Raw genomic sequence first — 22,089 nt, 5'->3', positions numbered from 1 at the left:
TTTTTTTGTACAAAAAAGTCCCTACTGAGCGCTCAGTAGGGACGATGTTTATCGCGGTACCACCCTAGTTGTAGACAACTATCGTCTACCTCTCTTCTTCTTTAACGATCGTTTGACCGTCTTCCCCTCCACAAATTGGCGGGAAAGATGCTCCAAGGCTGTAATTCATGCTTACCTTTGTACTGATTCACACCGGCCATCAGCTCTCTTTAACAGTGAGATAAGCACTACTGTTTCCTCTTCAGCGCATATATGATATGGAATTAAGATAATTTATTTTTGAAACCTTTTAATTCATCCATGAATCTATGGAATTCCGGAATATCCATTTGTTGCGCAGAATCTGATAAAGCAACTGCTGGGTCTGGATGTACTTCCGCCATTACTGCATCTGCTCCAATAGCAAGTGCTGCTTTCGCTGTTGGTAATAGTAAATCTCTACGTCCAGTTGAATGTGTTACGTCAACGATAACTGGTAAATGTGTTTCTTTCTTTAAAATCGGAACTGCTGAAATATCTAATGTGTTACGTGTCGCTCTTTCGTATGTGCGGATACCGCGCTCACAAAGAATAATTTGGTCATTACCTTGCGCAATAATGTATTCCGCTGCGTTAATGAACTCATCAATTGTTGCTGCTAATCCACGTTTTAGTAATACTGGCTTGTTAACTTTACCTACAGCTCGTAGTAAATCGAAGTTTTGCATGTTACGTGCTCCAACTTGAATTACATCAACGTAGTCTAGCGCCATTTCAACATCGTTCGGATTTAAAATTTCACTAATAATCGCTAAGTCGAACTCATCTGCTACTTGGCGTAAAATTTGTAATCCTTCTACTCCTAAACCTTGGAAATCGTATGGAGATGTTCTCGGTTTGAAAGCACCACCGCGCATTAATTTTAGCCCTTGATCTTTCATCGCTTGCCCTACTTGGCGAACTTGCTCTAAGCTTTCTACTGCACAAGGTCCCATAATGAACGTTTGTGTTCCGTTTCCAATCAATTCGCCTTTCACATTAACGATTGTATTTTCTTTTTTCTTTTTACGTGATACTAGTAACGCTTTACGGTTATCATCTTCTTGTAATTCTAAGCTTGCTTTGAAAATCGTTTTGAAAATATGTTGAACCGTTGACGTTTCGAATGGTCCTTCGTTATGCTCTGCGATCATATCAAGCACTTCACGCTCACGTACTGGGTCAAAACGTTTCGTACCTTGTACTTGTTTTTGTTCCCCGATTTTTTGAACGATTTCACCGCGTTTGTTTAATAGGTGTAATAGTTGTAAGTTAATTTCATCTACCTGTTTACGTAATTGATCTAATTCATGATTTGCCATTTGGAAATCCTCCTCTAATGTTTTAAAAGTATAGTAAGAGAATGAAAAATTCTCTATTTTCAGAACTGGTTAATTATACAAATTTAAAGTGGAATCGATACCTCTTCTTATTTTAAACTAATAATTACCATAAAGACACTAACTACTAGTTAATAAGCCACTTTTTTGTACAAAAAAGCCCTACTGATTCAATCAGTAGGGACGATATTTATCGCGGTACCACCCTAGTTGTAGACAACTGTCGTCTACCTCTCTTCATTGTTAACGATCAATGTGACCGTCTTTCCCTTCATAAAGATACATATCTTTACTACGAAAAAGATGCTCCAGGACTGTAATTCGCTCTTGTTTTTGTACTGGTTCGCACCAACCACCAGCTCTCTGTTACAGGGAAACAACAACTACTGCTTTTCCTTTCAACGCATGTTTATTATATTTTCAAGTTGGACCGTCAAAATACAAAAAGTCCCTACTGAATAAATCAGTAGGGACGATATTTATCGCGGTACCACCCTAGTTGTAGACTAAATTTCCGTCTACCTCTCTTCACTGTTAACGATCATTTGACCGCTCTTTCTTCATAAAGACAATTGTATCTTTACTACGAAAAAGATGCTCCAAGACTGTAATTCATGATTATCCCTGTACTGGTTCACACCAACCACCAGCTCTCTGTTACAGTAAGACTAACCACTACTGTGATCTCTTCATTGCACTTTGTTTATTCAAATGTTTTTGAAATTGAATAAGTATGATTCGTATTATAGAACGCTTTTTAAAACACTGTCAACAACTTTTTATTTATTTTTTTAAAATTCCGCTTTCACCCTAGAATTCTTCGTGCAAATTCTCCATTACTATTCCGATACGAATCATCTCATTTTCAATTAATTTTAATACGTGTTTTTCTACTCCATACTGGGTTAATTGTTCTTTTATTTGTATGATTTCCTTCTCAAGTAAATCAGCTTCTTGACGTGTTTGAAGTAAAATAAAAAAGACATTTGCATAAAGCCCTTTATATTCTTTCATGCCATTCTTCTTTTCAAGCATCTCAGTAAATAACTGTTTCATTTCCTCTTGATTGCATTGCCCTTCTACACCTAGAAATTTACTTGATATAATACAAAGTCCTTTTTCTAAAATTTCATCCATACATAATACAATACGTAAAAGCATCATATATTCTCTCGTAGTTATTACACCCATTTTCGGACGTTCTCTTAAAAATACACTTAGCCATGCTGTCCAAAATTTTTGTTGTTCTTTTCCGCTTAACGTTTTTACGTAGTAGCATACATACTGCATAAATTTAATTTTATTATTTTCGTTTACTTGCATTAAGAGTGGGTATAACCAATCTGTTTTTTGCTCCCAATACAGTACACATTTAATAAATACAAAGCTAAGCCATTTTAAAAACGCTTCTCTCGTATACGGGTGCAGCACCTCTAAATGTTCTACCGCATATTTAATATATCTCTTTATTTCTGTAAATAGAGGTAAATTAATTTGCGTATAACATAATCCCGCCCACGCATATTTGGTCAGCTCATTTTCTTTCTTTAAATCTAAGTAAGGTAATAAATATTTTCGACACCATTGCTTCTCAATATGGTATAAAAACGTAATATCTGCTGTTAAACGAGTTAACATAAAGTTCGTTCTTTCCGAAGTAACCCTTACCTGTTCCTCAAATAAAAATAAATATTCATACACATTGCGATCATATAAGTGATCATACGCTAACAGTTTTAGTAATACAGCTGTCATCTTCCCAACAGGATGCTGTATAGACTCATTGTAAAACTCTTGTTTTCCAATTTTAAAATCTGTTTCCCCTCTCATAACTTGTGGAAATACTGAAAAAGCAAAGCGCTTTACAACCCGTATACTATTTTCTTCTAGCTCTTCTAATCGATTGCTAATTTCATATAGAAAACTACTAATTAGCCAATGAAAAGTAGTATTTCGAGAAAACTTCTGCAATAACGGAATAATCCTTTGAATTTGCTCACTCGTTAAATTCCTATTATTTCGCCATTCTCTAATACAAACAAACCAAACTTCATTACTAATTTCATGTACGCCTACTAGTTGATAAGCAAACGAAATACTCCACTCTACATTCAATTTACATGCTTTTGATAACATCTCTAAAAAATGGCGTTGCTCAAAAACACCATCTTGAGAAAACTGCAGAACTTGCTTCATTATTTCATCGTCTTTCAGCTGTAGTAATCCATCAGCTGTTACATTACAAGTAATGCTTTGTTCAATAGATTCTTTCTTCGGAACACTGTATCGATCAGAAGAAAAATGAGGGTGCTTCTGTTTCATTAATTCATATCCTTCTATCGTGCTTCGACTATTCGCATCGCATGCAAATAATGAATCTAATACGAGACAAGCATCAAACGCCCTCTCTTCTGCAAGATGTTCTAATACAGTTTGAATCACTTCTTCTTTTGTTTCTTCTAAAGCATCTGCATAATAATTCTTTAACAGTTGAAACACTTCATGTTTATATGTGAAATCTAACAGAAGGCCTTCATGTAGTAACCACTTCAATTTGACATCCGCAGTAACGAACACATTTTTATTCATCGCTTCAATCGCGATTCGCTTTTGAAGTATACTATCTGTTCCTATCATTTCTGTAATATAATAATCCGCTTTTTTCTCATTGTTTTCACATAAATATGTAAGACACTCTTTTACAATTTGAATTAAAAATGCGAGGTCATTTTGATAAAACTCTCTCTCCACATTATCCTTATTTCTTTTTTTCAGTGCTGTTTGTCTTAATGACAACAGGCGAATCTTTTCTAATCCCATCATCATGATGGGAACAGCATAATAAGTAATATGCGGTCTCATCTTATCATTCCAAATTAGCTCCACATGAGAAAATTTAGACACCGGTAAACGACTCGATTCCTCTAGTTCAATTGATTCTTGCGTATCATTTCCCCATTTTCTTACACGCTTCAATTTAAGTTTTCCATCTAAAATAAACGTTAGTAACAATAAAGCAATTTCTTTATGCTCTGGGAAAGAACATTTTTGCAGTAAGTATGAAATCATTTCAATAGAGCTACTATCTTTTTCTGCCGTTTCTAATATAAGCAATGTCCATTTTGCAAACAACAAAGGATCCATCGTTTCTTTCGTTTCGTTCAAGTAAGTACAAATTATTCGCCACAATAACGGGGATATTTTAGAATGATTTTTAAAAATCAATTGAAATAGTTCTTTTTGATGAGTAAAAAGGAATTGCTCCACTAACCATTCTGCAAGTAATTCATCTACTTCATCATAATTTGCTGTAAGCTGAAATAAATTTCTTAGTTTCCCCTCTGCTTCAAGCCATTCCACCCACTCGTAATCACGAGCAAATTCAACAAAGTACCGAACTGTTTCGATTTTTTTTATTGATTGTTTTATATATGATAATTGCTCCTGTTCTACTGATGGAGGAACGGTTACAATATCACGAATACGCATTCTTTTCGTAATATAATTATCACCCATTAATTCCGCCCATCGTTTCACCGCTTTCACAAGTGACTGGTGATTATTAGCTTTATTCGGATACACAATCGGTCTTATTCCTAAATGTTCCCAGTGGTATGTATTATCACCTTGTGCGACGAAAGCATAACGCCTTGTACTCGGTGGTAAACCTGTTGCTAAATATTTCATTACTGGGTCATTATGACTATAACCAACGAATAAAACGGTGTAATTAGAAAATAAATCAACTAAAAATCGTCTCGCCCAACCTTCTGTTAAGTAAGCCCTTCCAAAATCACCATCTGTTAAAATTAAAGCTTCTTTCTCCTGTTCTATATTTCCATGTATGTAAGCCAATCCTTTAAACGCTCTCCCTGTCGGTAAAGCTGGCGCATAATAAATATTCAGCTCTCTTTTCATTTCAGCGATTACAGATGTAAAATGTTGATCAAAGTTTGTCGTTACAATACGAACATCCGTATCTACTGGGAACAGCCTTGGAATAGCATAGTGTAATGGGTTTGGTTTTGATTTATCTATATTAACGAGATCTCTTGCAACTTGATGCACATCTTTCGTTTTCGCAATTTTACCAAGATAATAATCGTGGGGTTCTGTCATCTCACGCTTTTCGACATATAAAGCTTTCGAAATTTCATCAACTAAATCATCGAAATTCGGTAAGTTTGATTTCCCCTTCATAGAAACTCCTGCTCCAACGAATAATACTAACTTCCCTTGTTCAAGGTGATCGATTAACTCATCTGGAATTTCTACTTCTGAAGTTATCCACATCCCGGATTCCCCCTTACCTAAAAATGTCATACGCTCTCATTTTACTATAACATTTTTCTTCTGTTTTTTTAATATTTAGACAAAAATTCAAACATGAAAAAGTTTTATCTAAATAAATCAGTTCCAATGTATGAACTCCTGAATTTATTGTAAAACTATGTATAAATCGGAGGTGTAAATGTTGAATGATTTTACTGTAATAGTAATTAAATTTATATCGTGTATCATCGCTTTTAGTATCGGATTAGCTTTATTTTTCCCTGCTACGTTCGTCCAAATTATTTCTTTTAGTCTATTTGTCACAATCGTTTCTTATATGTTTGTTGATAAAATCATTTTAAATCGAATTGGCGATTCTGCTGCCATTATGACAAACTTTTTACTTACGTATTTAAGCGTTTGGATCTTCGGAAATATTTTATTAGACAACTACATGCAAATTGCTTGGGGCAGTATCCTTTCTGCCATCGTCTTTACATTATCTGAAGTAATTGTTCATCGCTTTTCTCATTCACGTACTCGTCATAACAACGATAATATTCGTATTAATCGCAGATTTGCATATGGTACGGAGTTTGCTGAGGAACAGAATGTGTTGGATAAAGATAAGAAGAAATAACGTTTTGGTGAAGGAGTACCCTTGTTGATAATCTGGTGCTCCTTTTTTACATTATCTTTACGGTGAATGAAATTATATTTGCGATTTATCGATAAAAATAAAAAGAAGCTGTTCCAAATTTCCATTTAGAATAGCTTCTCCTTCAACACTTACTTACGCTTCTACTTTTAAATTTTTTAACGCAATAACATCTGCAAATGATCCCAACACGACGTTATGATGCTTCACAATATCTTCAGCACGTGATACATCTGTATCAAACGTGCTATGGGCATCACTTACTAATGTTACTTTATATCCTTCACTAAACGCTCTACGCGTTGTTGTATCAACACAGTACTCGGTTTGCATTCCTGAAATAATAACATGCTCTATGCCTTTTTCTTGTAAAACTTTGTTCAATTTCGTCTTATTAAATGAATCGGGTGTCGTCTTTTCAACGATACTATCATCCTCTTGCGGAGCAATTGCCGCATGTACTTTCCAACCATCTGTCCCTTTTTCTAATGGATGATCTTTTGGCCCGTTATGTTGGACGTAAATAACCGGAATACCATTTGAACGACATTCCCCAATAAGTTCTTGTAATGTTTCTAAAAACTTTTCCCCATTATGTACTGGGATTCCTGCTGTATACATACCCGCTTGCACATCAATTACTATTAATGCTTTTTTCATTTTACACAGCTCCCTTTGTTTGTATAAGCCCTTTCATAAATCATTATAATTGTTTATATTCCATCATCCAACAATCTTCTAATTTCCCCTCATGCAGTTCATGTTCCTTTAAAATCTTCACTTTTTTAAATCCGCATTTTTCATAACACTTTATCGCACGTTCGTTATTTACTTTAGGGTCCATTGCAATTGTTTCTGCCCCCTCTTCTTTCATAATGTATGTAATTGCTGCTTGAACGAGTTTTGTTCCAATTCCCTTTCCCCAAAAGGGTGGTTCACCGATAAATTGGTCCATTCCCCATACATTTTGTGATTCTTCATATCCATATAACGCTTTCCATTCAAAATCAACTGGATACATTTGAATGTAACCGATCGGCATTTCGTCGAATTCTACTAAGCATCTTTTTTCATTACTGTTTGGATTATGTATAAAATGAGCAAGTACCTTTTCTACAGATTGCGGATTATCTCGTCCTTCGTAATACTGTAAAACTTCTGGGTTTGTTAACCATGTGGAAATGATAGGTGCATCTTTTTTTATTACGTACCTAACCGATAAATTTTCTTTTTGAAATAGCATGTAGTACCTCTTATTAATTATTTATATTTTTTCTCAAGATTAAATCTTTAATTGCACCTATTAACGCATTTGGTAGTAATGTTATCGCAAAAAACGCTGTAAATACATTAAATTGTGGGATTTGATATGGTACGAACCATTCCGTGAAAAATTGAGAGTTTAATATTGTATTAAAAAATTCTCCACCCGTTCTAAAGTGTGGTGCCCATGTAGTGACTTCACAAATAATAAATAGTAATTAAATACGTAAAACTGCCTCTAAATAGCCAAACCATGTCCGTTTCCATACAGGCTGTCCTTTTGTAATTATATCTCCCACCTACTTTATCCCCTCTTTATTTTTCATCACATTGATTATACACTTTATTTTGTTAAATTGTAAAAAAATTCTAAATAATACACAAAACATTACAATTGAAAACTACTTCTACTTTTATAATTTATATGTTGTCAGCGAATTCGTTTAACAGTTCACCCTGACAACATATCTGTACAAAAGTTTTATAGCAAAATAAGATTTGTCGATTACAATCTTTTAACTTACGATGAGTTTACCTATTCGCTATTCGCTGTATCTTTACAAATAAAATTTAAACTGTTCAACCTAGAACAAATGCCATAAACTATTACTTATCCAACTAAGAGATTTTCCCACATAAAGCGCTAAAAAACACTTACAATTTGGAGATGAGACTTTGAAATCAACATTAATCATTCTTCGAGGAAACTCCGCAAGTGGCAAGACAACGATCGCAAAAGAACTGCAAGAACATTTCGGGCAAGGAACACTACTAGTCTCTCAAGATGTAGTTCGTAGAGATATGTTAAAAGTTCACGACACAATGGGAAATCTGTCTCACGATTTAATTTTTGAAATTACGAAGTACGGAAAAGGAAAATGTGAATTTGTTATTTTAGAAGGTATACTAAACAGTCGTAGATACGGTGATATGTTAAAAGAATTAATACATTATTTTGAAGGAAACGCTTATACATATTATTTTGATTTATCACTTGAAGAAACAATTAGACGGCATAATACGAGAGAAAAAAGACTTGAATTTGGAGAAGATTTATTAAGTAAATGGTATAACCCGCACGATTCAATTGAAGTTGATAGAGAAACTATTTTTACAGATGATTTCACGCAAAAAGACATATTTCATGCGATTGTTAATGATGTGACGCAACAAAAATAAGACTGACTCATTATGTCAGTCTTACTTTATTATGTACCTTGTATTTCGGTTTTCATTAAGGAGCAATCTTTACATAAGTAATAATATATATTCATTTCCCCAAACTGAAAATCAACTACTGAAATAAGTTCCCGTCCCTCAAGATCTTGTGTAATTGTAGCAACATATTTCATCTCTTTCGAACAAGTTGGACATCCTAAATCTTCTGGAACATCACCATATAAAGGCGGTCCTAACAATCTACATACATATTCCGAACCGAATAAGTCAAAAGCTTCCCAGTAACTATCTTCATCAGTAGGTATATCTTCATTTTTCATATTCGTTAGCTTTACATTAGTTTTTGGAAGATTGGCCGGTAGCTTATCCTCAGCTTCCATAATCCACTCTTCCGTATTGTCTTGTTTTATTATTTGTACCGTTTTGCCCCCATTACTTAATTGAAAATATTGCGGCTCCCACACCATCGCACAATTTAAGCAAGAGACGAATGGTAACACATTCATTTCATCATTTTTAAGTTCAGCAAGTCTCTCATCTTTCAAATCAAAACAAAAAATTTGATGCATTTTCTCACCGCATAACTTACACAATGGTAATTCACAATCTTGACCACCGAAATAATGATTATATGAATCTTTCCCTTCCATTACTCTATACCCTTTTATTCCATCCCAATGTTCGCCATATAATTCCATTGTCATTTTTAATCCTCGCTTCATTTAAATCAATAAAATCTTTTCAATTTTCCTGAGTAGTTGCTGTGATAAAACCTTTTAAATCCTGGGCATATTCTTCAATCTCTGCATCTTCATGATACCAAAGATATATTACATCACTCATTACTCCATTATTTATTTTGAAGCACAACTTATCCCCTGAACCATCATCACCAATTATAATAAGGTTTTCAGGTATATCTTCTTCTCTCATTTCAATATTTTGTCTAATAATATCATCCCATGTTTTTTTTAGATTTCTACTATCTTTAATAGGATATAGTATCCATTCCCCTATTTCAGCGTTATTAACTAATTTGAAAAGGTCTCTATATTGCTCTGGGAAAATAGCACCTAACTTTTCTTCCGTTTCCTTTATATCTATTTCGTCTACTCCTGTTTTCCTTGTTTGAATGATCTCTCTTACTTCTCTCATAAGGTACACCTAGCCTTTAACTTTACTAACATAATTACGCTGCAAATTTTAAATACCAATAAATCGCAACTTCATCATTTTTCTCATTTATCCCTTTATATACGAGAAAATCTAATCCCCCAATTACAAATCCACACTTCTCATAAAACTTACACGCTGCAACATTATTATTTTGTGTTTCAAGCATAATACCTGGCATATTACCTTCTTTTGCCCACTTCTTTGCTTGTTCTATTAACCTTCTACCAATTCCGAGTTCTCGACATTCTTTATCCACTTTTATATCTTCTATATATGCATAGCGATTCCAATTCTTTTTCAATATGATAACTCCTACGATTTGGTTATGTAAAAGCGCTATGTAAATTACTTGATTAGAATTATTTATATATTCATTGTAAGCTAGTTCTTCTTCATCGTCATCATACTGATTTTCTGAATAACTTTTTTCATAACTAGGTACGTTTTCTACTGTATATTCTATTCGGTTATTTATTTTTGAAACAGAAAGCACTAACCGAGCATTCACTGTAAAACTATCATCAATTTCAGGTAAATGGTCTAAATCATTTATTTCTAGTTTTCTAATCACAAGGCTCATTATTTACTCCTTTAAGTATAAGTATTAACGTTTCGTCCCTCTCTTCCTTATACTAAATAGTTGTCGCAATTCCTGCCAAAAATAAACTTACAATTGCTAAAAATGGCGTTCCAGCTATTGCACCTCTTAAGTGAAACTTATAGTCTTTATATCCTTTCATTCCCTCAGTACTAGGAATAACAACAAACCTCGGAGTAATCCAGCAAAATATAAGCCAATCGATTATTAATAAATCTACTAAATTAAAAATCATTACAATCCCAAAAGTATGTAAATAAGCCTCAATATACAATAATTTCACATGGTGATGTAGTATATATGTAGAAATGAAAGGTGTTCCGAAGAGAATAATATTGTAAATAATTCCGAAATAAAACGTTTGTTTTTTTTCATTTATCGATTTTGGCAAAACTACTTTTTGAATATCTTTCGGATAATCATTTAACCAAAGGCGAGGGTTATAATATGTAGACCCTAATATCATAATAGATAGTATAAAAGACATGGAAATACCGACAATCATCATTTGTTCAAATTGCCCCACAAATGCCCCTCCTTATTTGAAATTTTGACGTACGTAATTCACTTAATTAGACATTGTATGCATGTTATGACTTAAAAATTATCTAATACCATTAATAAAACTTTTTTATTACAATCCGCTTTTTCCTATTTCTTGAAATATGATTGCAAATTTAATAAAGTGAACATCTAATTAGTGTTGTTCACCTCCGCTAATTACTACAGAGTATACTTTTTAAAATTTACATAAAGATAGGATTGGTGAAACGAATGAAAATCGAACATATAGCAATTTGGGTAAATGATTTAGAATTAATGCGTACTTTTTATACAAAGTATTTCAACGGCAAAACAAACTCTTTATATCATAACGAAGCAAAACAATTTGAATCATATTTTATTACGTTCGAATCTGGAGCGCGTCTTGAAATTATGCGTAAGAAAGGCATAGAAAACGAGCCTAACCTAAATATAACTGGCTATGCACATATGGCTTTCTCTGTTGGTAGTGAAGAACGTGTAAATGAACTAACAAAAACGTTAAAAGAAGCAGGTTATCCTTTATTAAATGGACCACGTTTCACTGGAGATGGCTATTATGAAAGTGTAATAAGCGATCCGGGAGGTAATCAAATAGAGATTACTATTTAACTGTCGTTTTATCTTTTCTGAAGAACAATTAAAAATTCGTTTGGAGGAATCCGATGCATAAACTACATTTCAAAAAATTTGAAGCAACAGATTTTAATCTATACTTTCAGCTCGTATCAAATGAAAGAGTGATGGCACAAATTACAGAGCGTGCTATTCTGCTAGAAGAGGCACAAAACGACTATGAAAAATTGTTAAGGCGCAATGAAAAACATAAACTGGTTGGGTCTTATACAGTTTATGACAGTGCAACAAATGAATTTATCGGCCTTGGACATGTAACAGTGCATGAAGATCATGTAAAAGAAGCTGAAATTGGGTATATGATTTTGCCAGAGCACTGGGGAAAAAGATATGGTAGTTATATTGCAAGAGAATTAATTGAAATAGCGAAGCAGACAGATGTAAACGTACTAAAGGCAATTATCGATCCAAATAATATCCCCTCTCGAAAAATATTAATTAACGTTGGTTTTACATCAGATGTAGTTTGTGAGATTGATGGATTACCTGGAGAGATATTGAGTAAATATATTTAACTATATAAAAGGCAATACTATCGGTAGTATTGCCTTTTTCCCTCTTTATAATTTTAAAGATCCCATTATCGTTTTTATACAAATTAAATTATTATCCTTTTATTTCGTCTACTACACTTTGAACTAAAGAGGTAAGAGCTTGCTTTGTATCCCGATCTGTAACTTTTGCATCATCACTAAATTTAGTACGTACAGATGGGATCCTTTTGAACGACAATTGTATCTAGCATACCTAGTGTAAGTAATAAAGATTCATGGGCTTTATCCCCCTCCTCTAAACCAAGTGGATAGTTCAATTCCAATCTACACTTGAAGTTTTTTGTGAAATTCATTGAAAACATACAAACAGCCATCATTCCATGAAATGATGGCTGTTTCTGTTTACCATTATACATAATCTTAACTTGATGGCTGCGTTATTTATAACAGCCAATCAACCTCCCTCCTATACAATAGAAAACATCATATACACTCCAACAACGAAGAAAACGGCAAGCGTCTTAATTATCGTAATACCAAAAATCTCTTTATAAGCTTCCCGGTGCGTTAATCCTGTAACAGCAAGTAAGGTTATAACTGCTCCGTTATGAGGTAAAGTATCCATACCTCCTGCTGCCATTGCAATTACACGATGCAGCACATCTAACGGAATATCAAAGTTCGCTGCCGCTTCAATATATTTTTCTGCCATTAAACCTAATGTAATACTCATTCCACCCGAACCTGATCCCGTCAGACCGCACAAAATATTCGTCATGACCGCTCCGCTAATTAAAGGGTTTGAAAATGTCCCTGTCAAAGAATTTTGAATCATGACAAATCCGGGTAAAGCTGCTATAACGGCACCAAATCCATACTCGGCTGCAGTGTTCATGGCAGCTAAGATTGAACCACTTACGCCTACGCTTGTAATAGATTGAAAATGTTCTTTTACCGCTTGGAAGTTTAATAATATAGCAGCCAATATTCCGATAAGAAGTGCCATTTCCACTGACCAAATACCCACGACTTGTCCCATATCAATCGTTCCGTACTCCTTCAAACCAATGGATGCAAAATCAAATCCCTTTGTATACCAAACGGGGATGAATTCTGTAAAGACTTTATTCATCACTCCAACCAGTACAAGCGGAAGAAAAGCTACCCAGTAACTAGCTGGAATAACATCGCTGGAAGCAATCGGCGCTTGCACCGATTGTGCGCTAGTTGTGGCAGCAAGTTCAGAAGTGGCACCGCCTTTACCAAAGTACCCCTCTCCTTTAGCAGCAGCTTTTTTCCTACAGCTTTCCAAATACAGCATGCCACATATAAAGATAAACAATGCTCCTATAATTCCTAATGTAGGAGCCGCATAAATATCTGTTTTAAAGAACGTAGTTGGAATAACATTTTGGATTTGAGGCGATCCAGGAAGCGAATCCATCGAAAACGTAAAAGCACTGAATGCAATTGTCGCTGGAATGAGACGTTTCGGAATATCCGCCTCACGAAATAATTGCGCCGCAAATGGATAAATCGCAAATACTGCGACAAATAAACTGACACCACTGTATGTAAGAATCGCCCCCATTAACACGATGGAAAGAATCGCTCTTTTCACACCTATAAAACGTATGATAATTTTCGCGATTTTTTCTGCTATTCCAGTAATTTCTACCACTTTACCAAATATCGCTCCAAGCAAAAACACAGGAAAATATAATTTTATGAATCCGACCATCTTCGCCATAAAAACATTGGAAAAGAACGGTAAAACGTACTCCGGCTCTGTTAAAAACACAGCTAGCAATGCACATAACGGAGCGAATAAAATGACTGAGAATCCTCGGTAAGCCACAAATATAAGCAAGCCAAGCGATAGCAATACAATCAATAAATCCATAACCGTAATCCCCCTCAATAAAATGGATTCTCTTAACTTTACATTCTTTTATGTTTGTATATATTGTTACAATGCCTGCCAAAGGCAGGCATTGCTTTTTGCATATTATTTCATAGCTTTTTATTTATGATGAAAAAGTGGTACCCTTTTTTCTATAAAAGCCTCCACTCCCTCTCTTACATCACTCGTTTGAAATACATGTCCGAAATTCTCAGCTTCTATTTTTAGTCCTTCCTCAAGAGAAGAAGATAATCCCTTATTGATAGATTGCTTCATCAAAGATAAAGCAGGAAGGGAAAATCGAGCCATCTTCACGGCTAGTTCCTTCGCCTTATTCAGCGATTCGCCACGCGGGACAACATGATTCACCAAACCAACTCGCCAAGCTACTTCGGCAGTGAGTGGTTCACCAGTGAACATCATTTCTTTCGCACTTGCAGTTCCTATTAATCGAGGCAAACGTTGCGTTCCTCCCGCACCTGGAAACAAGCCTAACTTCACTTCCGGAAGCCCGATTTGAGCATGTTCTTCTATAATCCGTAAATCACATGATAAAGCTAATTCACACCCGCCCCCAAGCGCTAAACCGTTAATAGCAGCGATTACAGGCTTAGGCAATCTTTCTATTTTATTTAATGGATTCTGAAGCCACAATGATTTTCCCTCTGCATATTCACTCCCTTTCCCAATCCAGTCCGGAAATGACTTGATATCCCCTCCTGCAACAAAGGCCTTTTCTCCAACTCCAGTTAAAAGTACAGCAATCACTTCATCATCCCGTTCAATTTCATCGACCACTACCGTCAGTTGCTCCACCACAGCACCGCTCAATACATTCACAGGAGGATTATCAATGATGATTGTCGCGATTCCTTTTTCTTTGGACCATGTAACAACCCGCTTATTTTCCAATTCAATCCCTTCTTTCCAATATGTAATGAGATACTTTTACTACCGTCAGCACATCAATTCGTTCTTTTAATTACATAGCCGACCTTTTCACTATCCCAAGCAGTACCGATCCCTTCCTCCTTCAGCTTGAACTTCTGAATCCGTTCCGTCGCGGTTTTTGGAAAAGTTTCACTGAACTGAACATATCGCGGCACCATGAAGTAAGCCATACGTTCTTGACACCAATCTATAATCTCTTCATGGGACATCGTTTCTCCTTTCTTTACAATCACATATAATTTGACATCCTCTTCTCCCACTTCCGATGGAACACCGATGGCCGCTGATTCAAGTACTTTCGGGTGATTATTCAATACCTTTTCGATTTCCCAAGAGGAGATATTTTCTCCACGCCTCCGGATACACTGTTTGATTCGATCGCAAAAATATAAGTAACCTTCCTCGTCTAGATAACCACGATCTCCTGTATGGAACCATCCCTCCTTCATCGCCTCTTCTGTTTTATCCCGCATTTTATAGTAGCCTTCCATGAATGCTTGTCCCTGTAAGGAACGTATAAAAATCTCTCCAATTTCACCAGTCCGAGCTTCATTTCCATCCTCATTGACAATCTTCGTCTCTACATAAGAATAAGGCTTTCCAATAGAAGGCGGCTTATTGGCATTCAATGGATTCGTTACACAAAAACCCGTCGTTTCCGTTAATCCGTAACCTTCTACAATCTGGACGCCAAACCTTTCCTCAAACGGCTTCCAAAATTCCTTAGGCGTAGCAGCACAAGCCGTCACCCTTACAAAATTTTCATTATCATTTTCCTTTTCTGGTTGCTTGCAGAGAATAGGAATCATAGATCCTAAAGAATTAAAAATGGTCGCTCCATGACCACGAATTTCATCCCAAAATCTAGAAGCACTAAACCGCTTGCCAAGAGCAATCGTCGCATTGGAAGAAATAGCTCCGAGTACTGTATGAGCCTGGGCGTTAATATGAAATAACGGAAGCGCTGTAAATAAAACATCTTTTGAACTTGCGCCAACCATATAGGCGGCAAATGACTGCGCAGAATTTACATAGGCAGAATGACTTAACATGACCCCTTTAGGTAATCCAGTCGTTCCAGAGGTATAAAGGATACTGTTAATAGCAGAGGAGGAAACAAATTCAGTTGGAAGGTGATGGTTATTTGTATTCAGTACATCTTTCAATTCGATTACGAGCCGTTCTTTACCATCGTTCGTAATGATTACGCTTTCATTATTTCCGTAAGCAACAATTTGAATGTCCCTTTGCATAAAAGACAAACAAGAATCAATTTGAGGAACAAATTCCTTCTCAACGATAATTAGCTTACAATCAGAGTGAGATAAAATATACTGTAGGCCCTCTCCTTTTAAATGCACATTCAGAGGCACTGCAATTGCTCCCATAAAAGATAAAGCAAACCATACATCCAGATATTCAGGAGTATTATTAAGCATAATACAAACCTTGTCCCCTTTTTGAATACCGAGCTCACAAAATCCCGCTGCAGCTTTTGTAATTCGATGATAGAGCTCCTCATACGTAACTTTTTGTTCTTCAAATTGTAAATACACCTTACTTGGTGTTTTTTCAATACTTTGCATAATAAAATGCGGCAAACTGTGATTTTCCAGCATTGAATTCCATCCCTTCTGGCTATAATCTTTTTTATTTATATAGCAAGAAACATGCCAAAAATCGACTCATTCCCTATTCTCTTATTCCTTCAGGGACATACCCCAAGTCTCCCTTACATGTCCACCTTCACATGTCGCATTTGCGCTACAAATGATTACGATCATGTCGCATCTATAAGAAAGTGTCGCAAAAAAGAGACAGTTTATATTACTGCAAACCAAATAAAAAAAGGGCCTGTTTGCCCTTTACTTGCCTTCATAACATTCCATATTTTTCTATTTTTCGATATAAGCTAGCCCGATGAATCCCTAAAAGCTTGGCTGCCTCTTTTATATTTCCAGCTGTCTTTTCCAAAGCCCTTGTAATCGCCCGTTTTTCAGCCGATTCCACTTCCTCCTGCAGTGAATAACTCATCTCATTCTTCTCTTGATCCACCGCAAATATTTCATGATATAACTCATCTTCCAAATCTGTTTTCCGCAAATAGACAGGAAGATGATGCACTTGAATAATTATTCCTTCTATAACATTCATCGCTCGTTCTAACACATTCTCTAGCTCCCTAATATTCCCTGGCCAATCATGCTCCATGAATATATCCCTTACTCTCTCATCCAATGAAAGAACGCTACTACCCAGCTCCCCATTCAATTTCTGAATTAAAAATTCCATTATATGTATCATATCTTCCTTTCTCTCTCGTAACGGAGGAATATCGATCGCAAACACATTCAACCTATAATATAAATCCTCCCTAAATTCCCCTCTTTGCACCATTTCACGAAGATTTCGATGTGTCGCCGCAATGAAACGGACATCAATCTTTTGAATTTTCGTACCACCAATTCTTTCAATTTCTTTCTCTTGCAACACACGCAGCAACTTCACCTGCATGTCCAAAGACATGTCACCGATCTCATCTAAAAACAAAGTTCCCTTATGGGCCAACTCAATCTTCCCAGGCTTACCACCTTTTTTCGCTCCTGTAAAAGCCCCCTCTTCGTACCCAAATAATTCAGCCTCCAAAAGATCCCTCGGAATCGCAGCACAATTCAAACGAATAAATGAACCCCTAGCACGCGGACTTGCACGATGTACCGCATGCGCAAAGAGCTCCTTCCCTGTACCGCTCTCTCCTCTTATCAAAACAGTCGACCGACTTTTAGAAACCTTCAAGGCCATCGTTTTAACTTCTTTCATTTTCGCACTCTCTCCTATAATACTTTGAAAGGACAACCTACCTTCTTGCAACCGCTGTAATTCAGTTTGATAGTAAGATAACTTTGATTCCATTGCACTAATCTGATCCCCCAAAGCTTTAAACTGCTGTATATCATGAAACATAATTTTACCAATCGCACCAATAACCTCACCGTCCTTAACAATAGGTATGCGAGTTGCGATAATATTCCGGTTATTTATGCGCTGTATATGCCCAATTTCCACCTGTCCCGTCTTCACGATAATATGCATCCTCGTATTCTCAACAACCTCCGTACAATGCTTACCTATCGCTTCCTTTGGATTATCAATCCCTAAAAATTGTGCATAAGAACCACTTAAAAAATTGACAATCCCTTGTTCATTTACCCCTAGAATACACTCCGACAGTAAATTTAAGGCATTTTCATATCGACTGATGATACTTTCCAAGGACTGTATACTTTTTTCCTTGTTTTCCAAAATGGCAATTGATCCATCTTCTTTTCCGCTCTGATATACACGGGATTCATTCATAATCAATACTTGGTTGCCCACCTTACACTCGTACTTGTACAAACTATCAATTTGATTCACTACTAGCTTTTTACGATCAGGAATAATCGTTGATATATGCTTACCTATTATTTCATTTTCTTTTTTATGTAACATGCTGCAGAATAGTTGGTTGCTGAATGTGATGATTCCATCATGACTTATGACAGCAATTCCGTTATTCATTACCTGAAGAGCCTGGCTTGTTAACTGCAAATTCATTTTTTCATCCATATGCATTTGGAAGCCTCCCTATCAAATTGTGCTCTTTCTCGCATGTATTATATATTCATTTTAAATATTTACTTCCCTTCGGCTCTTCCGTTTGAAGTAATAATTTCTTGAACCAGTAATATAGCTGATTAACCGGTATGTTCTTTTTTGACACCTGTCAGGTTTTAATAATCCAATTTCTTTAAATCCTTAGATGTAAGAAGATGAATCTCATGGGCTATTTACAACTTGTAGGTGAGGAATATTTGACGCTTACCTTAGATACCTAATGAGTTTTATGAAAAGTAAAAAACAGTTGATGGAGTGTCTTCCATCAACTATTTTTATTACGAATTTTGGTGATGAAACCCATAATTATTAGGTTTACTTTAGCATAAATTTTTTATCCCCCAATCCCCAACTAAACCATTTTCCATGCCCTTCCGTTTCCCCAACCGTTTCACAATATTCGTTTCCATTAATATAATAATCAATATGAAGGTCCCGGTCCCACATGTTGTTATATAGGTGGAATACATCACGTTTTGCACCAATTTCTTTAATTTGTTTTTCTAGCGTATGTTTCACACCTTCTGATATTTGATTCGCTACATGTGTATGGAAAATACAAATCACTGCATCTTCTCTTATTTGATCTACAATGGATGGTAGAAGCACTACACCATCTCCTTCAATTAATTGCACTGATTGTTCTTTTACAAGTTCTGCTGCTTGATCGAATAGTACCAGTCTTTCTTTATGTTCTGGCCAAATAAGCGCTCGTAACCATAAATAGTCTTCGTCATCATTTAAATCGTTCACGTGTAAATCTAGTCCGATTCTTTCTACGACAGGTGGACTTTGTTTTAGCAGATTCGGCATATTCTCCCCTCTTATTTCAGAGGTTAACTGAACATTCGATTGTGTATTTCCATACACTTCTTCCATTCCATATGAATAACTATATTGATCCCAAAATAGTTGTAATCCTGAACTTGTACCAATTTCTATTAACGCTAACGGTTTGTTCACTTTATTAAATATGTAACAGAAACTTGGATATAAATAGGCACATCGTCTTACTTCATTCGTTTGAACAAGTTTCGTTTGTAATAAAGAGATAATTTCTTCTCGATATACATGGCAAAAATCTTTAAATTGGTAAAAGGCATTCTCAAAATTTGTATCAGCATTATCAACTAAACTATGATAATACCTTTTTAAAGTATGTTCTTTTCCTTTTAACAATAAATAGTGTACTGCACCTAATAATAAGTTTGGGACTGGTTTACCAGGTTGTGCGTAGGAAGCTAACGTAAGAACTTCCTCATCTTCAGAAATTTTTATTGATAAATATTCGTATAAGTCACTAGATCCTTTACATTCATTCACAGAAAAGTTTCGAAATAAGTTTGCGACTTTTTCTTTCGTAAGCATTGGTATCCCTCCTTAATTATTTTCAGAATAATCTTATCATTTATTTGTTATTTTTTTCAAATAAGATGTAATAAAAACAGATTTTTACAAATTCCCAAAGATTAAAACTTAAAAATAAAAGTATTAGTAAGTTTTTTTGAGATAACATCAAACTGGAATTCTTCTCCAAATTCCGCTTTACTACAATGCTTTTTACCCTTATGGCAGAAGAATTCTACAAAATAAAGCGTTAAATAGTTTAAAATTATCAGATAACACTAGATATTTTAGTCTATTAATTATTATAATAGAGTATGAGATGGTTATATAATTGAGACAAAAAAGGTAAATACCTAGGTGGGGCCTAGGTGGTGTTTTCTTCTTACGGCTTAGACATAAAAACACCTACTCTTTTTTGCCAATATAGGGGATGGAGAGATTATCATGAGCAACATGCAGCAAAAAACAGACGTTATCTTAATTGGCGCTGGAATTATGAGCGCAACGTTAGGATCATTACTGAAAGAATTGGCACCTGAATGGGAAATTAAAGTATTTGAAAAACTCGCAAATGCCGGAGAAGAAAGTTCTAACGAATGGAATAATGCCGGTACAGGACATTCTGCGCTATGTGAGCTTAACTATACATCCGAAAAATCTGACGGGTCTATAGATATTGGTAAAGCTGTAAAAGTAAATGAGCAATTTCAACTTTCAAGACAATTTTGGGCATATCTTGTTAAGAAAAACTTAATTCGTAATCCACAAGATTTTATTATGCCACTACCTCATATGAGTTTGGTGCAAGGGGAAAAAAATGTCGAGTTTCTAAAAAATCGTTTTGAAGCGCTTTCAAAAAACCCTCTATTCCAAGGAATGGAATTTTCTGATGCTCCTGACACATTAAAAAAATGGCTTCCACTTATTATGGAAGGTCGAAACTCTAATGAACTGATGGCTGCAACGAAAATTGATTCTGGAACAGATGTTAACTTTGGTGCGTTAACGCGCATGTTGTTTGATTACTTAAAAACTAAAAATGTCGAGCTAAACTACAAACATAGTGTCGAAAATATTAAACGTACGAAGAACGGTTTGTGGGAAGTGAAAGTACATGATATGAATAGTGGTAAAATCGAACACCATACTGCAAAATTCGTCTTTATCGGAGGCGGTGGCGGTAGTCTACCTCTACTACAAAAAACTGGTATTCCTGAATCAAAACATATTGGAGGATTCCCAGTAAGTGGACTATTTATGGTATGTAAAAACCAAAAAGTTATAGAGCAACATCATGCTAAAGTTTACGGTAAAGCTAAAGTTGGTGCTCCGCCAATGTCTGTACCTCACCTTGATACGAGATATATAGACAATAAAAAAGCTTTACTGTTTGGACCATTCGCTGGATTCTCACCTAAATTCTTAAAAACTGGTTCAAATCTTGACTTAATCGGTTCTGTAAAACCGAATAACGTCTTAACGATGTTAGCAGCTGGTGTAAAAGAAATGGGCTTAACAAAATACTTAATCCAACAAGTTATGCTATCACATGAAAAGCGTATGGAAGAATTGCGTGAATTTATTCCGAACGCGAAAAGTGAAGATTGGGATATTGTAGTTGCTGGTCAACGTGTGCAAGTAATAAAAGATACTGATGCAGGTGGTAAAGGAACATTGCAATTTGGTACGGAAGTTGTTAGTGCATCTGACGGATCAATCGCTGCGTTACTTGGTGCTTCTCCAGGTGCTTCTACTGCAGTTCACGTTATGCTTGAAGTATTAGAAAAATGCTTCCCAGAACGCATTCTAGCATGGGAGCCAAAAATAAAAGAGATGATCCCTTCTTATGGCATATCACTAACGGAAAATCCAAGACTGTTCCAAGAACTTCACGCTTCAACAGGACGCACACTTGGGTTAAATGAAAAAGAAGCTGTTCACAATTAACGGATAGATTAAAAAAACGACATAATAAAAACGTCCGATGTATTCGGACGTTTTTTTACTTTGTCTTGCGAATAAATAATAGTAGATAAATTTATATCGACTTACCC

18 protein-coding genes, 2 pseudogenes and 3 other annotated features are annotated in these 22,089 nt (G+C 35.5%); of the genes and pseudogenes, 5 read left to right on the top strand and 15 right to left on the bottom strand.

Translation table 11 applies throughout. The features are described from left to right. Positions 1 to 34 precede the first annotated feature (34 nt). Positions 35 to 254: a binding site (T-box leader), on the bottom strand. Positions 255 to 263: 9 nt separating this feature from the next. Continuing rightward, positions 264 to 1,340 (bottom strand): bifunctional 3-deoxy-7-phosphoheptulonate synthase/chorismate mutase, encoded by a 1,077-nt coding sequence (locus BAU23_RS10180; RefSeq protein WP_001273571.1) that lies wholly within the window; start codon positions 1,338 to 1,340, stop codon positions 264 to 266. A 194-nt stretch (positions 1,341 to 1,534) separates the two neighbouring features. After that, positions 1,535 to 1,769 (bottom strand) — a binding site (T-box leader). A gap of 54 nt (positions 1,770 to 1,823) precedes the next feature. Next, positions 1,824 to 2,060: a binding site (T-box leader), on the bottom strand. Positions 2,061 to 2,168: 108 nt separating this feature from the next. After that, positions 2,169 to 5,681 (bottom strand): DUF4020 domain-containing protein, encoded by a 3,513-nt coding sequence (locus tag BAU23_RS10175; RefSeq protein WP_071734331.1) that lies wholly within the window; start codon positions 5,679 to 5,681, stop codon positions 2,169 to 2,171. A gap of 151 nt (positions 5,682 to 5,832) precedes the next feature. On the opposite strand from BAU23_RS10175, the gene BAU23_RS10170 reads away from it, so the two are divergent. Further along, the gene (locus BAU23_RS10170; protein WP_033656767.1) at positions 5,833 to 6,270 is read left to right on the top strand and encodes a YndM family protein; all 438 of its coding nucleotides are present in this window, start codon (positions 5,833 to 5,835) and stop codon (positions 6,268 to 6,270) included. 153 nt (positions 6,271 to 6,423) lie between these two features. Here BAU23_RS10170 and BAU23_RS10165 read toward each other — a convergent pair whose 3' ends face one another. The 3 genes and pseudogenes from BAU23_RS10165 to BAU23_RS10155 all read right to left on the bottom strand — a co-directional run bounded on the left by BAU23_RS10165 (position 6,424) and on the right by BAU23_RS10155 (position 7,850). After that, the gene (locus tag BAU23_RS10165) at positions 6,424 to 6,948 is read right to left on the bottom strand and encodes a cysteine hydrolase family protein (RefSeq protein WP_071734329.1); all 525 of its coding nucleotides are present in this window, start codon (positions 6,946 to 6,948) and stop codon (positions 6,424 to 6,426) included. A 43-nt stretch (positions 6,949 to 6,991) separates the two neighbouring features. After that, positions 6,992 to 7,531, bottom strand: a complete 540-nt coding sequence (locus BAU23_RS10160) for a GNAT family N-acetyltransferase (RefSeq protein WP_016079415.1) — start codon at positions 7,529 to 7,531, stop codon at positions 6,992 to 6,994. A gap of 13 nt (positions 7,532 to 7,544) precedes the next feature. Next, positions 7,545 to 7,850: pseudogene (locus BAU23_RS10155) on the bottom strand (YfzA family protein). 376 nt (positions 7,851 to 8,226) lie between these two features. Between BAU23_RS10155 and BAU23_RS10150 the strand changes: the two are divergent. Beyond that, entirely contained in the window at positions 8,227 to 8,730 is a 504-nt protein-coding gene (locus BAU23_RS10150) for a kinase (RefSeq protein ID WP_000843216.1), read from the top strand. Between the two features lie 29 nt (positions 8,731 to 8,759). Here BAU23_RS10150 and BAU23_RS29735 read toward each other — a convergent pair whose 3' ends face one another. Genes BAU23_RS29735 through BAU23_RS10130 form a run of 4 tightly spaced genes read right to left on the bottom strand, consistent with a single transcriptional unit; the run spans position 8,760 to position 11,030 of the window. After that, entirely contained in the window at positions 8,760 to 9,434 is a 675-nt protein-coding gene (locus BAU23_RS29735) for a hypothetical protein (protein WP_000177657.1), read from the bottom strand. A 37-nt stretch (positions 9,435 to 9,471) separates the two neighbouring features. After that, positions 9,472 to 9,885, bottom strand: coding sequence for an SMI1/KNR4 family protein (locus BAU23_RS10140; RefSeq protein WP_001209497.1), 414 nt, complete (start codon positions 9,883 to 9,885; stop codon positions 9,472 to 9,474). A 34-nt stretch (positions 9,886 to 9,919) separates the two neighbouring features. Beyond that, positions 9,920 to 10,486: a streptothricin N-acetyltransferase SatA gene (satA, locus tag BAU23_RS10135; protein WP_000060576.1), complete on the bottom strand. Its 567-nt coding sequence runs from the start codon at positions 10,484 to 10,486 to the stop codon at positions 9,920 to 9,922. 52 nt (positions 10,487 to 10,538) lie between these two features. Then, on the bottom strand, positions 10,539 to 11,030 hold the full coding sequence (locus BAU23_RS10130; protein WP_000529637.1) for a hypothetical protein: 492 nt from the start codon (positions 11,028 to 11,030) through the stop codon (positions 10,539 to 10,541). Positions 11,031 to 11,278: 248 nt separating this feature from the next. Between BAU23_RS10130 and BAU23_RS10125 the strand changes: the two genes are divergently transcribed. Together BAU23_RS10125 and BAU23_RS10120 are read left to right on the top strand one after the other, a co-directional pair. Continuing rightward, positions 11,279 to 11,659, top strand: coding sequence for a VOC family protein (locus BAU23_RS10125; RefSeq protein WP_071734327.1), 381 nt, complete (start codon positions 11,279 to 11,281; stop codon positions 11,657 to 11,659). A 53-nt stretch (positions 11,660 to 11,712) separates the two neighbouring features. Then, on the top strand, positions 11,713 to 12,198 hold the full coding sequence (locus BAU23_RS10120; RefSeq protein WP_071734325.1) for a GNAT family N-acetyltransferase: 486 nt from the start codon (positions 11,713 to 11,715) through the stop codon (positions 12,196 to 12,198). Between the two features lie 91 nt (positions 12,199 to 12,289). Here BAU23_RS10120 and BAU23_RS28985 read toward each other — a convergent pair. The 6 genes and pseudogenes from BAU23_RS28985 to BAU23_RS10095 form a co-directional block, all read right to left on the bottom strand. Continuing rightward, positions 12,290 to 12,467, bottom strand: a pseudogene (locus BAU23_RS28985) (flavoprotein); the annotation flags it as partial. Between the two features lie 176 nt (positions 12,468 to 12,643). Then, positions 12,644 to 14,080: a GntP family permease gene (locus BAU23_RS10115; RefSeq protein WP_000364903.1), complete on the bottom strand. Its 1,437-nt coding sequence runs from the start codon at positions 14,078 to 14,080 to the stop codon at positions 12,644 to 12,646. 120 nt (positions 14,081 to 14,200) lie between these two features. Further along, positions 14,201 to 14,992: an enoyl-CoA hydratase gene (locus BAU23_RS10110; protein WP_000428757.1), complete on the bottom strand. Its 792-nt coding sequence runs from the start codon at positions 14,990 to 14,992 to the stop codon at positions 14,201 to 14,203. A 53-nt stretch (positions 14,993 to 15,045) separates the two neighbouring features. Next, entirely contained in the window at positions 15,046 to 16,650 is a 1,605-nt protein-coding gene (locus BAU23_RS10105) for an ATP-dependent acyl-CoA ligase (protein ID WP_071734323.1), read from the bottom strand. 256 nt (positions 16,651 to 16,906) lie between these two features. Further along, positions 16,907 to 18,646, bottom strand: a complete 1,740-nt coding sequence (locus BAU23_RS10100) for a sigma 54-interacting transcriptional regulator (protein WP_071734320.1) — start codon at positions 18,644 to 18,646, stop codon at positions 16,907 to 16,909. 357 nt (positions 18,647 to 19,003) lie between these two features. Beyond that, on the bottom strand, positions 19,004 to 20,056 hold the full coding sequence (locus BAU23_RS10095; protein ID WP_000956162.1) for a DUF2332 domain-containing protein: 1,053 nt from the start codon (positions 20,054 to 20,056) through the stop codon (positions 19,004 to 19,006). Positions 20,057 to 20,479: 423 nt separating this feature from the next. On the opposite strand from BAU23_RS10095, the gene BAU23_RS10090 reads away from it, so the two are divergent. Beyond that, positions 20,480 to 21,982 (top strand): malate:quinone oxidoreductase, encoded by a 1,503-nt coding sequence (locus tag BAU23_RS10090; protein WP_000069135.1) that lies wholly within the window; start codon positions 20,480 to 20,482, stop codon positions 21,980 to 21,982. Positions 21,983 to 22,089 lie beyond the last annotated feature (107 nt).

This window comes from Bacillus nitratireducens, assembly GCF_001884135.1.
GTDB classification, from domain to species: domain Bacteria; phylum Bacillota; class Bacilli; order Bacillales; family Bacillaceae_G; genus Bacillus_A; species Bacillus_A nitratireducens.
This window is presented reverse-complemented; position numbering and strand designations above follow the sequence as displayed.

What these genes read in the sequence shown, in the direction of transcription:
- BAU23_RS10105 (WP_071734323.1), bottom strand. Translation starts at nt 16,650, where the DNA reads ATGCTGGAAAATCACAGTTTGCCGCATTTTATTATGCAAAGTATTGAA.
- BAU23_RS10115 (WP_000364903.1), bottom strand. Translation starts at nt 14,080, where the DNA reads ATGGATTTATTGATTGTATTGCTATCGCTTGGCTTGCTTATATTTGTG.
- BAU23_RS10100 (WP_071734320.1), bottom strand. Translation starts at nt 18,646, where the DNA reads ATGCATATGGATGAAAAAATGAATTTGCAGTTAACAAGCCAGGCTCTT.
- BAU23_RS10120 (WP_071734325.1), top strand. Translation starts at nt 11,713, where the DNA reads ATGCATAAACTACATTTCAAAAAATTTGAAGCAACAGATTTTAATCTA.
- satA (WP_000060576.1), bottom strand. Translation starts at nt 10,486, where the DNA reads ATGAGCCTTGTGATTAGAAAACTAGAAATAAATGATTTAGACCATTTA.
- BAU23_RS10125 (WP_071734327.1), top strand. Translation starts at nt 11,279, where the DNA reads ATGAAAATCGAACATATAGCAATTTGGGTAAATGATTTAGAATTAATG.
- BAU23_RS29735 (WP_000177657.1), bottom strand. Translation starts at nt 9,434, where the DNA reads ATGACAATGGAATTATATGGCGAACATTGGGATGGAATAAAAGGGTAT.
- BAU23_RS10160 (WP_016079415.1), bottom strand. Translation starts at nt 7,531, where the DNA reads ATGCTATTTCAAAAAGAAAATTTATCGGTTAGGTACGTAATAAAAAAA.
- BAU23_RS10090 (WP_000069135.1), top strand. Translation starts at nt 20,480, where the DNA reads ATGAGCAACATGCAGCAAAAAACAGACGTTATCTTAATTGGCGCTGGA.
- BAU23_RS10180 (WP_001273571.1), bottom strand. Translation starts at nt 1,340, where the DNA reads ATGGCAAATCATGAATTAGATCAATTACGTAAACAGGTAGATGAAATT.
- BAU23_RS10165 (WP_071734329.1), bottom strand. Translation starts at nt 6,948, where the DNA reads ATGAAAAAAGCATTAATAGTAATTGATGTGCAAGCGGGTATGTATACA.
- BAU23_RS10140 (WP_001209497.1), bottom strand. Translation starts at nt 9,885, where the DNA reads ATGAGAGAAGTAAGAGAGATCATTCAAACAAGGAAAACAGGAGTAGAC.
- BAU23_RS10095 (WP_000956162.1), bottom strand. Translation starts at nt 20,056, where the DNA reads ATGCTTACGAAAGAAAAAGTCGCAAACTTATTTCGAAACTTTTCTGTG.
- BAU23_RS10175 (WP_071734331.1), bottom strand. Translation starts at nt 5,681, where the DNA reads ATGACATTTTTAGGTAAGGGGGAATCCGGGATGTGGATAACTTCAGAA.